We start from the raw sequence: 20373 nt of genomic DNA on the forward strand, positions 1-20373 counted from the left end.
TACTCCTTTAGAACAGTCCGAGGCGCCACTCTGGCATCTCTGGCTAAATCACGCGGCGCAGTCTAGCGCTGCGCCGAGGCGGCGAACATTAACCCTTGGTCGCGTCGAAGGCCACTTTTGTCTGTGCCGCACTTACAGTGGCTGCTCCGTCACGAGTCGGTCGAACGACGCGTTGCTGTGAATGATAAAGCGCTTATCGGCACGAATCACAAAAAAAGCAGCAATTTGATGCTCTTGCGCGTAATTCCATCCCCGCTCCGGCCCGAGAATCAACAACAGCGACGACAGCCCGTCAGCCATCATGGCCGAGGGATGAAGCACAGTCACCGAAGCAAGGGCATGACTCACCGGCAGACCGGTCAGCGCATCGAAGGTACGCGAACGCGCGTGACGACCATGCTCGAAATGATCACGGTAATCACCGGATGTGGAGACACTATAGTCGTCCAGCTGAAAGATTTTCTGCGCCGTCTCTCGATCGTCTCGAGGCGCTTCCAGCTTGACCCGCCAAGGGGCACCGTCCGGTTTTCGACCCTTGAGGCGCATTTCACCCATGGCCTGCACCATATAATCGTGCACGCCGGCCGCGTCCAGAAAACGGGCAATACGATCAACGGTATGGCCCGCCGCAAGGCTGTTGAGATCCACCTGCACGGCGGCGTCCTTGCACAGTCGCTGACCGTCGATGCGCAGGTTGCGATAACCGATCTGGCCGCGCGCACGCGTCAGTTGCGGTGCGGAGGGTACCTGCTGTGTCTTCGACGCATGGACACCAAAACCCCATAGCTCCATCAACGGCTCGACCGTGAGGTCGAACGCCCCGCCGCTGTCCTGCGACAACTGCCTGCCGACGTCGATCAGTTCAAGCACAGCAGGCGCCATGTTCTGACAGCTGTTGGCAGGCAGCAGATTGAAGCGGCTTATGTCCGAATCGAGCCGCCAGGTCGACATTTGCTGATCCACTTCGGCCAGCACGGTCTCGACTTCGGCCTGCAGATGGGCGCGATCAGGCGTTGTGACGTCATGCGCATAAACCACTGAATAGTGATTGCCCATGGTCGGCCCGCCAAAGCTCTCCAGTGCCCGCTGTTGCTCGCAGCCACTGCAGATGACCAGCAACAGGCATACCGCAAACCTGCCCAGCCCTCTTGAACCTATTCCCTGCAAATCAGCTTCCCGCACGTCAGTGTCTTGAATACCCGTTCTGAAGCACTCGCGTTCACGACGAAACACCACGAGGTCAAAAGCCTGCAAGAGTGCCTTGCCAGGCAGCGTCGGGCAAGGCCGAAACGGCCATTCACTTCTATCACGCCCTCCATCCTCAATGCTGTTACCGCCCAATGTCCGGTAAAGCCCGACAAGTGCCACGGCAATTTCGGACAAGCGGTGACGTCGCTCATAACTCGTCCGGTATAAACAGTCGAGCCATTCAATTAGTACGCGTAGTTCTGCATGCTCTCAGCGCTGTCAAGTCCCTGCCAATTAACCGTTAATTCCCGAAACGGTTGTCTTTGAGCCACGTAACACATACTGTTACAAATGTGCATGATGAGCGGGATACGTCGCTGTTGTGACGCATGCGGGATAAAAACGACAACGGCCTACAAGCCGATGAGCCTGAGCGAGTAACTAAATGGCCTCCACAACCAGTAAGGGCAAGGCGATCTTTCGCGTTGTCAGCGGTAACTTCCTCGAAATGTTCGACTTCATGGTCTATGGCTTTTACGCCACGGCCATTGCCAAGGCCTTCTTTCCCTCCGACAGCGCCTTCGCATCCCTGATGCTGTCGCTGGCGACATTCGGCGCAGGCTTCCTGATGCGTCCGCTGGGCGCAATTTTTCTGGGTGCCTACATCGACCGTCATGGCCGCCGGAAAGGATTGATCGTGACCCTTGCCATGATGGCCATGGGCACACTGCTGATTGCCTGTGTACCGGGCTATGCAACGCTGGGTGTTGCTGCACCGTTGCTGGTACTGCTGGGGCGCCTGTTGCAGGGCTTTTCGGCTGGTGTGGAACTGGGTGGCGTTTCGGTCTATCTGGCTGAAATCTCGACACCGGGTCGCAAGGGCTTCTTCGTCAGCTGGCAGTCCGCCAGTCAACAGGCTGCAGTGGTATTCGCGGGTCTGCTGGGCGTTGGCCTGAACCACTGGCTCAGCCCTGAGCAGATGACTGACTGGGGCTGGCGTGTACCGTTCCTGGTTGGCTGCATGATCGTACCGGCCATCTTCATCATTCGCCGCTCGCTGGAAGAGTCTCCCGAGTTCGAAGCACGTACGCATCGTCCAACCCTGCGTGAAGTGGTTCGCTCGATCAGCCAGAACTTCGGCCTGGTACTGGGCGGCATGGCGCTGGTAGTCATGACCACTGTGTCGTTCTACCTGATCACGGCCTACACGCCGACATTCGGCAAGAACGAGTTGAACCTGACAGACCTTGAAAGCCTGCTGGTTACCGTGTGTGTGGGTGTGTCGAACTTCATCTGGCTGCCGATCATGGGTTCGTTCTCGGACCGCATCGGACGCAAGCCACTGCTGATAGCTGCCACGGTGCTGGCCATTGCCACCGCCTACCCTGCCCTGTCGTGGCTGGTAGATCACCCAAGCTTCAGCCACCTGCTGATGGTCGAGCTGTGGTTTTCGTTCCTGTACGGCTCCTATAACGGTGCGATGGTCGTTGCCCTCACCGAGATCATGCCGGTCGAAGTCCGCACCACCGGCTTCTCGCTGGCCTACAGCCTGGCAACCGCGACCTTCGGTGGCTTCACCCCGGCAGCCTGTACGTACCTGATTCATGCGCTGGGCAACAAGGCTGCACCGGGCATCTGGCTCACCGGCGCTGCCGTGCTGGGCCTGGTCGCAACGCTGGTCCTGTTCCGCAAGGGCGGCCAGAAGCTCGAAGCACCTGGCGCTGCAGCGACCGCCTGATTACGGGTCACCGCGCGCAATAAAAAACCCCGGTCTGACATCGTTCAGACCGGGGTTTTCTACATCTGTACCTTGCATTTATTCGCTCCGGGACAGATCAAGCGTCGGCTCTTCAGCGCGCTCCATACCTCGCATGATAAGACGGGGCACCGGTGGCAACCTGCGGATTCCAGTCCGCTGCCTGCCCGCACGCCTTGTCCAAATCAGCCCAGGGATCTGATTTCTCGTACTCGCACGAGCAGCCTTTGGAATGCAGGAACACGGCTCCGCGATCAGCCTCCTCCTGCCCCGCCAGACACACTCTGCAGGAAACCACACGCCTGTTAAGCCGCCAGCGGCTGTTCCACTTGATGAGATCGTCAATCATCGTCCCATCCCTCCAATAACCCAGTCTTAAGACTGTGAGTGAACACATGCTCGCAAGTTTCTGTATATCTGACCGACGGCCTTTTTTATCACTGCATGGCGGGAAGCGATACCGAGGACAGGATCGGTGATAACGGAATTCTGACCGTGAACGTAGTCCCCATACCGGCAACGGACTCCACATCGATTCTGCCCTCGTGGGCACTGACAATGGCGGATGCGATATAAAGCCCGAGCCCCAACCCCGCACCAGCACCGTATTCGACGCCGCCTTCAGCAAGATGCCGAACCATCGGGCTGAAAAGACCTGCCCTGGCACCTTCGTCAATCGGAGCGCCCTCATTGTGGACGGACAGGCAGGCAACGCCCTGTTCGTCGGCCAATGTCACAGTGACGGCCCTGCCGGAGTCGCCATGCTTGATCGCGTTGCCGATCAGGTTGGAAATGACCTGTTCCATCCGGGAACGGTCGAAACTTGCCGCAAGGCGGGGCTCGGACAGAAGGACGATACTGCGGTCAGGATGGTAGGCGCGCGCCTCCTCGACCATGGCTTCACAGGCCTGCGCCAGATCGTCCACCCTCCTGCGCACCGGAATACCCGAGCCCAACTGAGTACGAGTGAAATCCAGCAAGTCGCCGACGATACTGACTGATCGTTTCACACTGGTGAAAATACGCGACACGTTTTTAATGGCTTTCGGAGGCAGATCACCCGCTCCCAGCAGCACCTCGGCGCTCAGCGAGATCGCGCCCAGCGGGCTTCTCAGGTCATGCCCGAGAATGCCGAGAAAGACGTTTCGCGCGGCATCGACGGCCTGCGTATAAGTCACTACCGATTCGGCAAGTGCCTGATCAATCGCCTCGTTGAATCGGACAATGTCCGAAATTTCCTGATCTTTAGTCACGTCTTTGGGCGGCATCCAGAGTACCAGCACGCTTGTACGCAAGGCCCGGTACTCGGCAATCATCTGACCGATCGTGAAGCCCGAGACCTGCCGGGTATCGGCGTGAGTTTCGGCGGCGGTGCGGTTGAGCGAGTCCGGCGCCTCACCATGAGACTTCGAGATTCTCGCCGCGTGGGTCTGCGTGGTGCGCAGATCGGCGGCTATCGTGAGCAACATTTGCTCGGCGTGGTCCCGCAAGGCTGCCGTGTCCATACCTTCTGCTGCCGGGGTCATGGTTTTCGCGAAGTCTTCCCATTGCTGCAGGATGGGCTCGATATTCTGAACGATGAAATCAGCCAACCGCATGCTGTGTACTCCATTACCTGGGGAAGATTGCTCCGCAAAACAGTGTGCGACGCAGGTTGCGATTCAACGCAACTGGACGCGAAGCTACAGGTATTAGGCGCGCACCGGCGATTTATATCGCTTATCACCTCACCCTTTGAGCTGCCACGGCCTGAAACTCATCCACAGCAACAGCCCCGGCACCTGCAGCGCAATCATCAGTCCGAGCGACCACTGATAGGCCTCGACCGGATGTGCGACGCCGTCAAGGGTCGGCCACAGGTTCAGTACCGCCCCCGCCAGCCACTGCAGAACGAACGCCAGCACGAACACCACTAGGTTGAAGGAAGAGCTCACCCTTCCGGCCAGTTCCGGCGGAACCGATTGCGCAACGATGGCGTAGTTCATGGTGGTCGAGGTGCCGAAGAAGCTGAAGCCCATGGCAATCAGATAAGGCGACACCGGCAAACCGCTGATCATGAGCGCCTGAACACCAATGAAGATAGCCATGCCTGCGCCGCAGACCATGATCGGCTGCACGCCGAAGCGGCGCAGATAATCAGTGATGGTGCCGAACGCCAGGGAGCCTGCGACCATCGCGACCGCGCCGAACAGCAGCACGCGGGCCATGGCGGATTCGCTCAGACCGGCCACGTCGTGCAGCCACGGCCCCATCCACAACGACAGCACCGACATGTAGATGGCATGAGCGAACACCGAATACAGCGCCAGTCGCCAGAACGTCCACGAGGCGTACAGCCTGCCGACGGCGGCAAACATGTCGGCAAATCTCGCAGGCCGGGCTTCGTAGGTTCTGGGCACGCTGAAATGAATGATTCCCGCAACGCAGAATGTCAGCAGCGCCAGGATCAGAAACGCCTCACGCCAGGTGAACCAGTCGAGCAGCAAATGCAGTGGCGTGGTGGATGCCATCGCACCGAGGCCGCCAATCGACAGCAGGCAAGCGGTGCTCAACGGCAGGCGTTCGACCGGCAGCCAGATGGCGCAGGCCTTGATGGCGCTCATCAACGAGCCCGCTACGCCCAGGCCGATCAATCCACGCCCGATCAGCAGGCCGGTCTCGGTGCTGGACAGGCTGAAGATGATCGAACCCAGCACTGAAAACAGCAGCATCGGCGCCTGCACACTGCGTGGCCCATAACGATCCAGCATCACGCCCAGTGGAATCTGCGCAGCGGCAAAGGTCAGGAAGTACACGCCGGTCAGCAACCCGAGGCTGCTGGCAGGCAGGCTCAGGTCGGCCTGCAGATCCACATAGATCACGGCATTGACGGTACGGAACAGGTAGGAAACGAAATGCCCCAGACCGAAAGGAATGAAGATCGTCAGGAACAGAAAGAAGAAACTGGTTTTGAGTTGTTTTTGCGAGCCGTCCATGACCGAACCATCGTTCATCCGAACCCCCTTCCATGAGCCATTGTCTGCGCGGCTGTCAGCCCAGCGCCGCGGGCGTCGATCTTCCCATGATCTGTCGTCGCAACCAACACGCAAAAAAAGGCCGGACCCTGTTTGCACAGGATCCGGCCCTTTCGTCACACACTACCCGGACTGACCGGGCCGCGCATGCTTACTGCGGGAAGGCTGGCGGATTGACGTCGGCCATGTCTTCCATCACGCGAACCACCTGATGGCTGTAACCGAATTCGTTGTCGTACCAGACGTACAGGACAACGCGGTTATCGTTGACGATGGTCGCTTCGGCATCCACGACACCGGCGTGACGCGAGCCCACGAAGTCAGTGGACACCACTTCCTGCGAGTTCACGAAGTCGATCTGCTTGTGCAGGTCCGAATGCAGCGCCATGTAGCGCAGGTACTCGTTCATTTCTTCGCGAGTGGTCTGCTTGTCGAGGTTCAGGTTGAGAATGGCCATGGACACGTTCGGCGTCGGAACGCGAATCGCGTTGCCGGTCAGCTTGCCGGCCAGCTCAGGCAGAGCCTTGGCAGCGGCTGTGGCAGCACCGGTCTCGGTGATGACCATGTTCAGCGCGGCGCTGCGACCACGACGGTCGCCCTTGTGGAAGTTGTCGATCAGGTTCTGGTCGTTGGTGTACGAGTGAACCGTTTCGACGTGACCGTTGACGATGCCGAACTTGTCGTTGACGGCCTTGAGCACCGGCACGATGGCGTTGGTGGTGCAGGAAGCAGCGGAAACGATCTTGTCGTCAGCAGTGATTTCGCCGTGATTGATGCCGTGCACGATGTTCTTCAGCTTGCCTTTGCCCGGCGCAGTCAGTACGACGCGGTCGATGCCCGGGCAGGACAGGTGCTGGCCCAGACCGTCGGCATCACGCCATACACCGGTGTTGTCCACCAGCAGAGCGTCCTTGATCCCGTACTGGGTATAATCCACCTCGGTCGGGTTCTTGGCGTAGATCACCTGGATCAGGTTACCGTTGGCAGTAATGGTGCTGTTGGCTTCGTCGATGGTGATGGTGCCGTCGAACGGACCGTGCACCGAATCGCGACGCAGCAGGCTGGCACGCTTGACCAGATCGTTTTCCGCGCCTTTGCGGACCACGATGGCGCGCAGGCGCAGGCCGTCGCCACCACCGGTTTTTTCGATCAGGATGCGCGCCAGCAGGCGGCCGATGCGACCAAAACCGTACAGCACAACATCAGTACCCTTGCGCGGGCTGGTGTTCTGCTGACCTACAACGCTGGCCAGTTCGTCACGCACGAACTGCTCAGGCGTACGGCCATTGCCTTCGGTCTTGAACTTGACCGCCAGCTTGCCCAGGTCCACCGAAGCGGCGCCCAGTTTAAGCTCGCTCATCGCCTTGATGAGCGGGAAAGTCTCGTGTACGGACAACTCGCTCGCATCGGACTGACGATGGCGCGCAAAGCGGTGAGCTTTGAGAATCGCGATGACTGAACGGTTGATCAGGCTGCGGCCATAGATCGAACTCACCACATTGTTATTGCGGTAGAGCTGACCGATAAGCGGGATCATCGCCTCGGCGAGGGCTTCACGATCGATCCATTCACCAAGACACTGGTCGGGCTTCTGAGTCACGGGAACCTTCCACATGTAGGGGCTGAAAAAAGGGGCTACATTATGACCAAGCCAGTGTTTATGAGCAATGCGCGACTGTCAGATCGTTACGCACTACATAATTTCGGCCCGTAAATACGCGGTAATGGACTGGAAAACTGACAGCCACCACCTTCCCCCGCTACAATCGCCGCCCCTGTCGCAACGCCTGGAGCCTGACCTTCCGTGCCAGTTCTGCGTCTACCGCTTCTTTCTGCCGCTGCAGGCAAACACCACTGGGGCAATCTTCCCGGTGCCGCACTGAGCCTGGCAATCGCCGAGGCGGCCAGCGCTGCAAAGCGCTTCACCCTGCTTCTGACCGCCGACAGCCAGAGTGCCGAGCGGCTCGAACAGGAGCTGAAGTTCTTCGCGCCCACGCTGCCGGTTCTGCACTTCCCGGACTGGGAAACCCTGCCCTACGATCTGTTCTCGCCGCACCAGGACATCATTTCCCAGCGTATCGCCAGCCTGTATCGCCTGCCGGAACTGGAACATGGCGTTCTCGTAGTCCCGATCACCACGGCCCTACACAGACTGGCGCCGACCAAATTCCTGCTGGGCAGCAGCCTGGTGCTGGACGTCGGCCAGAAGCTCGATGTCGAGGCCATGCGCACTCGTCTGGAAGCCAGCGGTTATCGCTACGTGGACACGGTCTACGAGCATGGCGAGTTCACGGTACGCGGCGCGTTGATCGATCTGTTCCCGATGGGCAGCAAGGTGCCTTACCGCATCGACCTGTTCGACGACGAGATCGAAACCCTGCGCACCTTCGACCCGGACACGCAGCGTTCCATCGAGAAGGTCGAATCGGTACGCCTGCTGCCTGCACGTGAATTCCCGCTCAAGAAAGAAGAAGTCACCCGCTTCAAGGCACGCTTCCGCGAGCGTTTCGACGTCGATTTCCGGCGCAGTCCGATTTTTCAGGACTTGAGCAGCGGCATCACGCCTGCCGGTATCGAGTACTACATCCCGCTGTTCTTCGAGGAAACCTCGACCCTGTTCGACTACCTGCCGCAGGACACCCAGGTGTTCTCGCTGCCGGGCATTGAACAGGCGGCGGAAAATTTCTGGAAAGACGTGCGCAACCGCTACGAAGAGCGGCGTGTAGACCCGTCGCGCCCCTTGCTGCCACCCGCCGAACTGTTCCTCCCGGTCGAAGACTGTTTCGCGCGCCTGAAAAACTGGCCGCGCGTCGTTGCCAGCCAGCAGGACATCGAAGCCGGTGGCGAACGCTCGCGTTTCCCCGCGCAGAGCCTGCCGGATCTGGCCATTGAAGCCAAGGCAGTCCAGCCGCTGGCCGCGCTGTCGAAATTCCTCGATGAATTCCCCGGTCGCGTGCTGTTCACCGCTGAATCGGCGGGTCGCCGGGAAGTGCTGCTGGAATTGCTGGAGCGCCTCAAGCTGCGGCCGAAGACGGTCGACAGCTGGCTCGACTTCGTGGACGGCAAGGACCGGCTGGCAATCACCATCGCGCCGCTGGACGAAGGCCTGCTGCTGGAAGACCCGGCCCTTGCGCTGGTTGCCGAGAGCCCGCTGTTCGGCCAACGCGTGATGCAACGCCGTCGTCGCGAAAAACGCACCGATGGCGGCAATAACGACGCAGTCATCAAGAACCTGACCGAGCTGCGCGAAGGCGCGCCGGTGGTGCACATCGACCACGGTGTCGGACGCTACCTGGGGCTGGCCACGCTGGAAGTCGAAAATCAGGTCGCCGAGTTCCTGATGCTGGCGTACGCCGAGGACGCCAAGCTGTACGTCCCGGTCGCCAACCTGCACCTGATTGCACGCTACACCGGCAGCGACGACGAAATGGCGCCGCTGCACCGTCTGGGTTCGGAAACCTGGCAGAAAGCCAAGCGCAAGGCCGCCGAGCAAGTGCGCGATGTGGCCGCCGAGCTGCTCGACATCTATGCCCGCCGCGCCGCCCGCGAAGGCTACGCGTTCGCCGATCCGAAAGCCGATTACGCGACCTTCAGCGCAGGCTTCCCGTTCGAAGAGACGCCGGATCAGCAGACCACGATCGAAGCCGTGCGCGCCGACATGCTCGCGCCCAAACCCATGGATCGTCTGGTCTGCGGCGACGTGGGCTTCGGCAAGACCGAAGTCGCCATGCGCGCCGCATTCATCGCCGTTCACGGCGGGCGTCAGGTTGCGATTCTGGTGCCGACCACCCTGCTCGCCCAACAGCACTACAACAGTTTCCGCGACCGTTTCGCCGACTGGCCAGTGACTGTCGAAGTCATGAGCCGCTTCAAGTCGGCCAAGGAAGTCAGCGCCGCCGTCGCCGATCTGGCCGAAGGCAAGATCGACATCGTCATCGGCACGCACAAGCTGCTGCAGGACGACGTGAAGATCAAGAATCTGGGGCTGGTCATCATCGACGAAGAGCACCGTTTCGGTGTCCGTCAGAAAGAACAGCTCAAGGCCCTGCGCAGCGAAGTCGACATTCTGACCCTGACTGCGACGCCTATTCCGCGCACGCTGAACATGGCGGTGTCGGGCATGCGCGACCTGTCGATCATTGCCACGCCGCCAGCGCGCAGGCTGTCGGTGCGCACCTTCGTCATGGAGCAGAACAAGCCCACGATCAAGGAAGCACTGTTGCGCGAGCTGCTGCGCGGCGGCCAGGTCTACTACCTGCACAACGACGTCAAGACGATCGAGAAATGCGCCGCCGACCTTGCCGAACTGGTGCCCGAAGCGCGTATCGGCATCGGCCACGGCCAGATGCGCGAGCGTGAACTCGAACAGGTGATGAGCGACTTCTACCACAAGCGCTTCAACGTGCTGATCGCCTCGACCATCATCGAGACCGGCATCGACGTGCCGAGCGCCAACACCATCATCATCGAGCGCGCCGACAAGTTCGGCCTGGCGCAATTGCACCAGTTACGCGGCCGTGTCGGACGCAGTCACCACCAGGCCTATGCCTATTTGCTGACACCACCACGCAAGCAAGTCACCCGCGATGCCGAGAAGCGTCTGGAAGCCATCGCCAACACCCAGGACCTGGGCGCAGGCTTCGTGCTTGCCACCAACGACCTGGAAATCCGTGGTGCGGGCGAACTGCTGGGCGACGGCCAAAGCGGCCAGATCCAGGCCGTGGGTTTCACGCTGTACATGGAAATGCTCGAACGTGCGGTGAAGTCGATTCGCAAGGGCGAACAGCCCAACCTCGACCAGCCGCTGGGCGGAGGACCGGAAATCAACCTGCGCGTGCCTGCGCTGATTCCCGAGGCCTACCTGCCCGATGTGCATACCCGCCTGATTCTCTACAAGCGCATTGCCAATGCCGCCGACGAGGATGGTTTGAAGGACCTGCAGGTCGAGATGATCGACCGCTTCGGCCTGTTGCCGGAGCCGACCAAGGCGCTGGTGCGGATCACGCAACTCAAACTGCGCGCCGAACAACTGGGCATTCGCAAGATCGACGCCGGGCCTCAAGGCGGGCGCATCGAGTTTGCCGCCGAAACGCCGGTCGACCCGCTGACCCTGATCAAGCTGATCCAGAGCCAGCCCAACCGTTACAAGTTCGAAGGCGCCACGCTGTTCAAATTCATGGTGCCGATGGAGCGCGCAGATGAGCGTTTCAACACGATTGAAGCGCTGCTTGAGCGCCTGACCCCGACAACTGCTTGAAGGATTCATCCATGCGTCTGTTTCGCTCATTGTCCCTGCTGCTGGTGCTAGTCGCGCCGGGCGCCTTTGCCGAGGGCACCTATCAGGTGGAGCTGATCCTGTTCCGCCAGAGCGGAGAACCGGCAGCCACGCGTCAGCTCGCGCCCGAAGACTGGGACGCCGGTGCGCAGAAAATCGCCGCAGCCGATGAGCGCAGTCCGGCGCTCAACGATCTGGTCGCCAAATTGCAGGGCAGTGGCAACTATGAGGTGCTGATGCAGCGCGCCTGGCAGCAGACGATTGGCACCGAGCCCGTTAAAATTGCCGTTGCCACCGGCAAAGAACAGCTCGGCCACTTCCCCATCGAGGGCACGGTGAGCCTGGCAATGGATCGTTTCACCGACATCGATGCGCAGTTCTGGGTCAACCAGTTGGACCCGCATGGCGTGGTCCTCAACAGCGAGCGCCTGAAGCAGACCGCCAGGGTCAAGAATGGCGGGCTGAATTACCTGGATAACGGCAATCTGGCGCTGCTGATCAAAGTCTCTCCACTGTGATCGTTACGTATTCAAGGAGCACAGGCGTGCTCCCTTTCTTTTTGAGCATCGCTGCGGCGTAGGGCTTTTTTTAACTTGTCGTCCATTCTCGAAAAAGTCCTCGCCTCGGCCTGGACAGACCTGTTCACTGATCGAACGCTTGAGCGCGGGCGCGACTATGCCCGCCAGAAACGCATCGTGCTGGAAGACTCCAGCCCGCAGATCATCCGTACCGCCTGCCGAGGCTCGGGGCTGGAGATCTACACCCAGACGCTGCTGTTCAAGGATCCGGATCGCTACCGCAATTACCTGACCTGCAAATGCACGTGCCCGGTGCGCAACGACTGCAAACACTGTGTCGCGGCCATGTACTTCCTTGCGGACCCGACCAACCAGCCGTTGCTGCAGGCTGCGCTGAGTACCCACGAGCGGGAGATCCAGGCACAGATCGAGCAGAAGCCAAAACTGCCCGAGCGACTGGTCGACAACCTGCAACCCAAACCACGACTGATTCTGGCCAGCATCGAGTTCAGCGCCTACGAACCGCGCAACGGACGCATGCAACGGCATATTCAGCATCGCGCCGCACTGGCCTTCGCTTACGGCAAGCATTACGCGGTGGGCACGACCAACGTCAGCATTCTGGTGAGTTCGCTGGGCAGCGATCTGGTGAACCAGAAAAGCGACATCATCGAACACACCGAAACCGAAACTCTGCGCATCCGCCGTCAGGGCGAGCAGGAACGGCAGCTGCGCCAGCAACTGACCGATCTGGGGTTCAAGGTTTCCACGCGGCAGAGCAAGGCTCTGCCCGACAGCGCCGGCGACATGTACGAGTTGCCGAACGACAAGGCCTGGCTGCATTTCGTGCTGGACGACCTGCCAAAGCTTCGCGAGCAAGGCTGGGAAATCGAGATTCAGGACGAGTTCGGCTTTGACGTCACGCCGGTTGAAGACTGGTACGCGGTCATTGATGAGGAGAACGAACGCGACTGGTTCGATCTGGAACTGGGCATCATCGTCAATGGCGAACGCCTGAGTCTGCTGCCAATCCTGATCAACCTGATCCGCAGCCATCCCGAACTGATGAGCCCTTCGGCCGTTGCCAAGCGCGGCGACGAAGAACAACTGCTGGTGCAGCTCAATCACTTCACGCAAAGCGGCGGCAGCCCGGTGCAGATCGCCCTGCCCTACGGCCGGCTCAAGCCGGTGCTGGCGACGCTGGGTGACTTCTACTGGCGTCAGGAAGGCAACAACGCGCTGCGCATGAGCAGGGCCGACGCGGCACGGCTGACGCAACTCGAAGACCTGCCGCTGACCTGGCAGGGCGGCGACCGCCTGCGGCACTTTGCCGAGCGCCTGATCAACATCAAGGACGCGCCAGTTGCGGTCCCCGATGGTCTGAACGCGACCTTGCGGCCTTATCAGCTGGAAGGCCTGAGCTGGATGCAATCCCTGCGCGAGCTGGAAGTCGGTGGCGTGCTGGCTGACGACATGGGCCTGGGCAAGACTCTGCAGACGCTGGCGCACCTGTTGATGGAAAAACAGGCCGGGCGTCTGGATCGTCCGGCACTGGCAGTAATGCCAACCAGCCTGATCCCCAACTGGCTGGACGAGTCCGAGCACTTCACGCCAGACCTCAAGGTGCTGGCGCTGTATGGCGCCAATCGCCATCAGGACGCCAGCAACCTGCAGGACTACGACCTGATCCTGACCACGTACGCCTTGCTGCCTCGCGACCTCGAATTGCTGAAATCGCAGTCCTTCCACCTGCTGATTCTCGACGAAGCCCAGTACATCAAGAACCCCAACAGCAAGGCCGCGCAGGCAGCACGTGACCTCAATGCGCGCCAGCGTCTGTGCCTCAGCGGCACGCCACTGGAAAACCACCTGGGTGAGCTGTGGTCGCTGTTCCACTTCCTGATGCCCGGCTGGCTGGGCAACAGTAAGGAATTCAACAGCAACTACCGCACCGCCATCGAGAAGCACGGCAATCAGGATCGGCTGCAACACCTGAATGCACGCATCAAGCCATTCCTGCTGCGCCGCACCAAGGAACAGGTCGCGACCGAACTGCCGCCCAAGACCGAGATCATTCACTGGGTCGACCTCAACGACGCCCAGCGCGACGTGTATGAAACCGTGCGTCTGGCGATGGACAAGAAGGTCCGCGACGAAATCACTCGCAAGGGTGTGGCCCGCAGTCAGATCATCATTCTCGAAGCGCTGCTCAAGCTGCGTCAGGTGTGCTGCGACCTGCGTCTGGTCAATCCGGACATGCCGGTCAACAGCAAGCAAGGCACGTCCGGCAAGCTCAACAGCCTGATGGAAATGTTCGACGAACTGCTGGCCGAAGGACGCAAGATCCTGCTGTTCTCGCAGTTCACCTCGATGCTGAGCCTGATCGAGGCCGAACTGAAACAGCGCGGCATCCCTTACGCCCTGCTCACCGGCTCGACGCGTGACCGACGTACGCCGATCCACGACTTCCAGAGCGGCAAGCTGCCGATCTTCCTGATCAGCCTGAAAGCAGGCGGTACCGGCCTGAACCTGACCGCCGCCGACACCGTGATTCACTACGATCCATGGTGGAACCCGGCCGCCGAGAACCAGGCCACCGACCGCGCCTATCGCATAGGTCAGGACAAGCCGGTGTTCGTCTACAAGATGATCGCGCGCGGCACGGTGGAAGAGAAAATCCAGCGCCTGCAACGCGAGAAATCCGCCCTGGCGGCAGGCGTACTCGATGGCCGGGCCAGCGGCGACTGGAAGCTGCGCGACGAAGACCTGCAGGCCCTGTTCGCGCCTCTCCCCGCAGCACCCAAGAAGTCCAGAAAATAGCAGCCGAGGGTACAGGCACTGAGCTACTATCGGCAGCGCTTGTACCCTCGACTAAAGGACTTCTCATGCGTACCCGGTTGCTGACCGTTACAGCGGTCATGGTGGGCTCTGCCCTTCTCAATCAGGCCAATGCCAGTGGCGACGATTCCTGCTATCCCTCCTGGACGGTGCTCAAGGAAAACCTGGATGCGTGCAGCAACCTGCCGTTCCTCAGCCCGGGCAATGACAGCGAGGTGAATCTGCGCCTGCTGTTGGCTGACAAGGGACTGAAGACGTTCCAGTTGTCAGGCGAGAAAAACCTGGAGCGGGAAGAAGGATTTGGCGCCGTACCGTTCTCGCTCTTTCGCTTCGGCGCGACCGATCTGGCAATGGCTACAGAAACCGCCGAGGAAGTGAAGCCCGACGAGCCAACCGCTACGGCGGCGCAAGCATCACTGACAGCCATGCTTGATAAGCTGGGCCTGACGCGCGCTGATACGCCAGCGGCGGGTGATGAGTTCCTGTCCGGCGAAGGCAGTCGCTGTCGCAGTAATTCCGATGAAAGCGCCCAGGCATTTATCAGTCAGGTTCTGGCCAGCACCGAATTGACGGATGCCGAACGCAAGGCACTGGCCGACAGCCGCATGCAGATGCTGGGTGCCTGCGCCTGGGATGCTGACGCTCGGGAAGCCCTGCAACCCAAGGCCGTAGCCTCCGCGACCGGCAAGGCATTCGCCACGTACCTGCGCGCCGCCGGCGCCTTCTATAACGGCAACTTTGACGAAGCACTGACAGGCTTCACCGCGCTGGCAGACAGCCCGCAGCCGTGGCTCAAGCAAACCGCCGTTTACATGGTCGCGCGCACCAGACTGAACAGTGCCCAGGAAGCCGTGTTCGACGAATACAGCCAACTGCAGCGCGACAAGGTCGACAAACCCGCGCTCGCAGACGTCGAAACGGCGTTCAAACAGTATCTGGACAGCTACCCCGACGGCGATTACGCAGACTCGGCCCAAGGGCTTTTGCGGCGCGTGCACTGGCTGGCGGGCGATGACGTGAAACTGGCCGAGGATTATGCCTGGCAGCTCAAGCAGCAAGGCAAGGCCTCAGGCGACCTTGAGCCACTCGTTATCGAAATGGACCGGGCCGTACTGGGCAGCGACAGACAGAACCTGCGCTCACCCTGGATGCTGGCGATCACCGATCTGATTCGCATGCGTGAAACGTCCAGCCCCAGATTGAGCGAAGCCGATCTGAAAACCCAGGAACCCTCGTTTGCCGACCAGCCCGAGCTCTACCGTTATCTGCAAGGCGCGCTTGCGCTGTACGTCCTGGATGATCCACAACAAGCCCTTGAGCACCTGCCTACCGCGCTGCCCGAGCACCTTGACTATCTGACGTTCAGCCAGCACCTGCTGCGCGGCCTGGCATTGCAGGCACGTCAGGACATCAAGGGCGCGCAAGCGCTGTGGCTGGAGATGCTGCCCCGCGCCACACAACCACTGCAACGCGAACAACTGGAACTGGCGCTGGCCATGAGTTTCGAGCGTAATGAGCAGCTGTCCAGCGTGTTTGCCGCCGACTCGCCCATTCAGTCGGACAAAGTGCGCTACATCCTGCTCAGCCGGGTCGCCGATGCCGACCTGCTACGCCAGCAGACCACCCAAGGGCTGACCGAGACCGAGCGCAACACGGCGTTGTTCGTCCTGCTGTACAAAGACCTGATGCGCAACCGCTATGCAGACTTTGCCGAAGACCTGAAACGCCTTCCGGAAAAACTGCCGGAAGAAAAACTGGGTTACGCCTTGGGCTATACGTACGAAAAAGGTCCCTCGTTGAGCCTGTTTCAATGGCAGGGCACCCCGTCCGAATCCGGCTACACCTGCCCCGCCATCGTGCAGACAGCCGCCGCGTTGAAGCTCGATGCCAAGGACCCCAAGGCGCTGAACTGCATGGGCGAGTTCATCCGGGCCAACAGCCTCGACGGCATGCCGCTGGACAGCAAGCGCCACGCCGATACGCTGGGCGGCAGCGCGCCGGGCTTCAGTGGTGAGGCGTTTTCCCGACAGGAAGGCTACAAGACCGTCATCGCCAACCCCAAGGCGCCGCGTGACGAAAAAGCCTACGCACTGTACAGGGCGGTCAACTGCTACGGCCCGTCCGGCTACAACACGTGTGGTGGCAAGGAAGTCGAACCTTCTGTACGCAAGGGCTGGTTCCGCCAGTTGAAAAAGGACTTCGCCAACACCCCATGGGGCCAGACCCAGCAGTACTACTGGTAATGCAAAGACTCCAGCGCTGCCTTGCCCTGCTTTGTCTTTTGACGCTCGGCCAGGCAGATGCAGCGGTCAAGGCCGAGGATTACGATGCGTTCTGGCTGTGGGCAGGCGTCAGGCCGCAGCCAGTGATGGATAAGGCAAAGACCCTGTATGTGCTGCAAGGCCAGGTCAGCACGTCGCGCCGGGATCCGCAGCAACGTGTCAGCTTCATCGCGCAAGGCGTCTCGGTGACTCGTTTGCCGCAGGACCAGGTATGGCTGGTCTACCGCGCCCACACGCTGCGCTGGCCGGATGCTGTCTACCGGCAACTGCTTGGTCAGGCTCAGCGCTGGAAAGCATCCGGTACCCACGTGATCGGCATCCAGATCGACTTCGACGCCCGCACCCGCTACCTGAATGAGTACGTCGATTTCCTGCGCGACCTGCGCCAGCGCCTGCCTGAAGACTACCGATTGAGCATCACCGGGCTGATGGACTGGAGCAGCAATGCCGACATCGCCGCTATCGGCGAGCTGAAAGGCGTGGTGGATGAAGTGGTGGTGCAGACCTATCAGGGCCGCCACAGCATCCCGGATTACGCTGCGTACCTGCCCCGCCTTGGCCGTCTCGGCCTTCCGTTCAAGGTCGGCCTGATTCAGGGCGGCGACTGGCTGGCACCGGCTTATCTGGAAGACAGCCCCTGGTTCAAGGGTTACGTGGTTTTCCTGCAGAATCCCCCGACTCAGCGCTGATCGAGAATCTGCGCCGTGGACAGCACTGTCGCGTACTCGCCATGCAGATTGGCCAGTGACATTGCATGCACGTCTTCGGCGCTGCGCGGCGTACCGAAAAAGTCTGCCTGATCGAAGGTAAAGCAGGCGTCGTGCGCAACGATGACTTCAAAACCCAGGTTGCCCCCACTGCGCGCCGTGGACTCCACCGAGTTATTGGTGACAACGCCTGCGATCACCATCTGCCTGATCCCGTCCGAACGCAGCCACATCTCCAGAAACGATCCACAAAATGCATCAGGCACCTGCTTGCTCAGTTCCCGCTCGTCCGCCTGCGGCACAAAGGCTGGCTGATATTCCACGCCGGACTGCTCGGGCCAGAACACCGAAGAAGGCGAGGTAGAGAAGTGCCTGACATGAATGACCGGACGTCCGGCTTCCCGCCACGCTGACAGTAATTCAGACATGCGCGCTTCAGCCTGCGGGTTGTTGCGACGCCCAAGCCTGGGATGATTGATGCCCTGTTGCATGTCGATCAGGATCAGCGCGCTGTCGGGACGGATATCCATCGGGGTTCATTTCCTTGAAATTCGAGCCTGCGACAGTAGTCGTAAGTTGCGCTCGGTTCCAGCGCGGTATCAGCCGCCGGACAGCTTATTGCGACTACGCTGTCTACGCACATCCACGTCCCGTCGCACCCACACATTGGAGAACACCATGATTCAGCATCCGAACCTCGCCGGCAAAGTCGCCTTCGTTCAAGGCGGCTCTCGTGGTATCGGCGCAGCGATTGTCCAGCGCCTGGCCAAGGAAGGCGCCGCCGTGGCCTTCACCTATGTCAGCTCCGAAGAAGCCGCGCTGGAGATACAAGGCAGCATCACCGCCAACGGCGGCCGCGCACTGGCCATTCGAGCCGACAGCGCTGATGAAAAGGCCATCCGCCAGGCGATTCAGACTGCCGCCGAAAACCTGGGTGGGCTGGATATTCTGGTCAACAACGCAGGCGTGCTGGCCATTGCCCCGCTGAACGAATTCACCATGCAGGACTTCGACCGAACCCTGGCCATCAACGTACGCAGCGTGTTCATCGCCAGCCAGGAAGCCGCTCGCCACATGGGCGAAGGCGGACGCATCATCAATATCGGTAGCACCAACGCCGACCGCATGCCCTTCGCAGGCGGCGCGATCTACGCCATGAGCAAATCGGCGCTGGTCGGCCTGACCAAAGGCCTGGCACGCGACCTCGGCCCGCAGGGCATCACCGTCAACAACGTCCAGCCCGGCCCGGTCGACACCGACATGAACCCAGGACACGGCGAATTCGCTGAAAGCCTCAAGGCCATGATGGCGATCCCGCGCTACGGCAAGAGCGAGGAAATCGCCAGCTTCGTCGCCTACCTCGCCGGCCCGGAAGCGGGTTACATCACCGGCGCCAGCCTGACCATCGACGGCGGCTTCGGCGCCTGATCCCAGCCATCGAACGACGCGCATGGCTGGCCCGGCCTTCCCATGAAACCCGGAGCCCGCCAGCCCGCGCAGACCTTTCAGCGGGCAGACCACGTTTTTCTGCTTAACCGCATGAAAATTCTGAAAAAAAGTTTTGCGTTCCGAAAAGCTTTCGACTACATTAGCGCGCCTCGACAGACACAACGTTGTCAGCGAGATACGGTGAGGTGTCCGAGTGGCTTAAGGAGCACGCCTGGAAAGTGTGTATACAAGAAATTGTATCGAGGGTTCGAATCCCTCCTTCACCGCCATATTCGATACACGAAAAGCCCCGACATTCCTTGTGAACGTCGGGGCTTTTTCGTTTCCGAAGGATATCCACGTCCCACGCGAAAACTCGAACGATTTCGGAGGCGCAGGCGCAGGCGCAGGCAGCCTGAAACACAATACGACTCATGGCATGCTGACACTTGCTTCAGGGATATCCGGTATCAATGCTCGACGCGGAGCCGGTCAGACACTGCAACCGGCACAGAGCTCAAGGAAAACAACATGAGACCCGAAAGACATGGGCAGGCGCTGCGCCTCGTCGCTGTGCCGTTGTGTGCTGGCATCGTGTTTGCGATCACCCGCGGCTTAACCGAAGTCTGGAATGGAGAGAACCTGATGCCAGGTTTTCTCTACGGCTGCCTCATCGGGGTTGTTCTGGGCATTCCGTTATTGCTGCGCAGCGAGACCAAAGGTAACCATTCCAAAGGCCGCTACCTGTTCAACGCGCTGACTCAAGCTCTGGCCGGATGGCTGCTGGCTGGCGCCTCACTCAACAGCCTGCCACTGGCCATCGGTCGTGGCTTCGCTCTCGCAATACTTTTTTCAGCCACGATCTACGGCATTCAAAAACTGTGCACGAGTGACAATCAGAGCCGCCCGGCGAAGCGCGCCGCTCTGTATGCCGTCCCGCTGTCAGGCGCATTGACGCTGGGGACGACAACAGTCATCGGTTTCTACGGCCCCGACATTGGCCTGTCGACGTTTGTCATGGCAGGTCTGGTCGGAGCATTTCTGAGCATGCTCGCTGGCTGGCCAGTGTTGTGGTTTATCGAGCGCTATCTGACAACGCCGTTGCGCTACATCGCTGGAGGTATTGTCACCGGGCTGCTGATCTGGCTGTGCATTACCCTGGAACAACTCGTCAACGCCATGCACGCGATGGTGTCGGGAGGCGATTATGTCTTGCCCGAGTCCTTCCTGGAAGGCGCGGTATTTTTCGCTTTTATAGGCATGGTGGCGGGCATCGTTTGTACGGGAATCATACTGGGCTGTGAGCGCGTTGGCTTGAATCGCTCCTGAGCCACACTGCGCCCATGAGTCTGACAGCTCTATCGCGA

General features: G+C 60.3%; 13 protein-coding genes and 1 tRNA gene. 9 read left to right on the forward strand and 5 right to left on the reverse strand.

Translation table 11 applies throughout. The features are described 5' to 3' along the window. Positions 1 to 132: 132 nt before the first annotated feature. Positions 133 to 1119: an FAD:protein FMN transferase gene (locus tag QRN20_RS13780; RefSeq protein WP_285360599.1), complete on the reverse strand. Its 987-nt coding sequence runs from the start codon at positions 1117 to 1119 to the stop codon at positions 133 to 135. A gap of 514 nt (positions 1120 to 1633) precedes the next feature. Here QRN20_RS13780 and QRN20_RS13785 point away from each other — a divergent pair. After that, complete coding sequence (locus QRN20_RS13785; protein ID WP_122414857.1) at positions 1634 to 2926, forward strand: MFS transporter; 1293 nt, start codon at positions 1634 to 1636, stop codon at positions 2924 to 2926. Between the two features lie 455 nt (positions 2927 to 3381). Here the strand turns inward: QRN20_RS13785 and QRN20_RS13790 are convergent, their stop codons facing one another. The 3 genes from QRN20_RS13790 to QRN20_RS13800 all read right to left on the reverse strand — a co-directional run bounded on the left by QRN20_RS13790 (position 3382) and on the right by QRN20_RS13800 (position 7573). Continuing rightward, on the reverse strand, positions 3382 to 4542 hold the full coding sequence (locus tag QRN20_RS13790) for a sensor histidine kinase (protein ID WP_285360589.1): 1161 nt from the start codon (positions 4540 to 4542) through the stop codon (positions 3382 to 3384). A 129-nt stretch (positions 4543 to 4671) separates the two neighbouring features. After that, entirely contained in the window at positions 4672 to 5937 is a 1266-nt protein-coding gene (locus QRN20_RS13795) for an MFS transporter (RefSeq protein ID WP_217663270.1), read from the reverse strand. Positions 5938 to 6109: 172 nt separating this feature from the next. After that, positions 6110 to 7573 (reverse strand): glyceraldehyde-3-phosphate dehydrogenase, encoded by a 1464-nt coding sequence (locus QRN20_RS13800; protein ID WP_024687320.1) that lies wholly within the window; start codon positions 7571 to 7573, stop codon positions 6110 to 6112. A 189-nt stretch (positions 7574 to 7762) separates the two neighbouring features. Here QRN20_RS13800 and mfd point away from each other — a divergent pair, with 189 nt between their 5' ends. From mfd to QRN20_RS13825, 5 genes are all read left to right on the forward strand, one after another. Beyond that, complete coding sequence (gene mfd, locus QRN20_RS13805; protein ID WP_004880995.1) at positions 7763 to 11215, forward strand: transcription-repair coupling factor; 3453 nt, start codon at positions 7763 to 7765, stop codon at positions 11213 to 11215. An 11-nt stretch (positions 11216 to 11226) separates the two neighbouring features. Beyond that, positions 11227 to 11751, forward strand: a complete 525-nt coding sequence (locus QRN20_RS13810) for a CsiV family protein (protein ID WP_057411090.1) — start codon at positions 11227 to 11229, stop codon at positions 11749 to 11751. Positions 11752 to 11826: 75 nt separating this feature from the next. Beyond that, entirely contained in the window at positions 11827 to 14571 is a 2745-nt protein-coding gene (locus QRN20_RS13815) for a DEAD/DEAH box helicase (RefSeq protein WP_043306655.1), read from the forward strand. A gap of 65 nt (positions 14572 to 14636) precedes the next feature. Continuing rightward, the gene (locus QRN20_RS13820; RefSeq protein WP_122412165.1) at positions 14637 to 16832 is read left to right on the forward strand and encodes a PA5441 family protein; all 2196 of its coding nucleotides are present in this window, start codon (positions 14637 to 14639) and stop codon (positions 16830 to 16832) included. Continuing rightward, the gene (locus QRN20_RS13825) at positions 16832 to 17560 is read left to right on the forward strand and encodes a DUF3142 domain-containing protein (protein WP_058431239.1); all 729 of its coding nucleotides are present in this window, start codon (positions 16832 to 16834) and stop codon (positions 17558 to 17560) included. The genes QRN20_RS13820 and QRN20_RS13825 overlap by 1 nt, the downstream gene beginning before the upstream one ends. On the opposite strand, the gene QRN20_RS13830 is transcribed toward QRN20_RS13825, so the two are convergent. Then, positions 17551 to 18108: a cysteine hydrolase family protein gene (locus QRN20_RS13830; protein WP_029242964.1), complete on the reverse strand. Its 558-nt coding sequence runs from the start codon at positions 18106 to 18108 to the stop codon at positions 17551 to 17553. The genes QRN20_RS13825 and QRN20_RS13830 overlap by 10 nt on opposite strands. 148 nt (positions 18109 to 18256) lie before the next feature. Between QRN20_RS13830 and QRN20_RS13835 the strand changes: the two genes are divergently transcribed. The 3 genes from QRN20_RS13835 (at position 18257) to QRN20_RS13845 (ending at position 20335) form a co-directional block, all read left to right on the forward strand. After that, a complete protein-coding gene (locus tag QRN20_RS13835) occupies positions 18257 to 19006 on the forward strand; it encodes a 3-oxoacyl-ACP reductase family protein (protein WP_029242963.1) in 750 nt (249 codons plus the stop codon). 200 nt (positions 19007 to 19206) lie between these two features. Beyond that, a tRNA-Ser gene (locus QRN20_RS13840) sits at positions 19207 to 19296 on the forward strand. Positions 19297 to 19600: 304 nt separating this feature from the next. Beyond that, the gene (locus tag QRN20_RS13845) at positions 19601 to 20335 is read left to right on the forward strand and encodes a hypothetical protein (protein WP_163003500.1); all 735 of its coding nucleotides are present in this window, start codon (positions 19601 to 19603) and stop codon (positions 20333 to 20335) included. The last annotated feature ends 38 nt before the right edge of the window (positions 20336 to 20373 follow it).

It is taken from the genome of Pseudomonas sp. fls2-241-TYG-175 (genome assembly GCF_030209155.1).
Taxonomy (GTDB): domain Bacteria; phylum Pseudomonadota; class Gammaproteobacteria; order Pseudomonadales; family Pseudomonadaceae; genus Aquipseudomonas; species Aquipseudomonas viridiflava.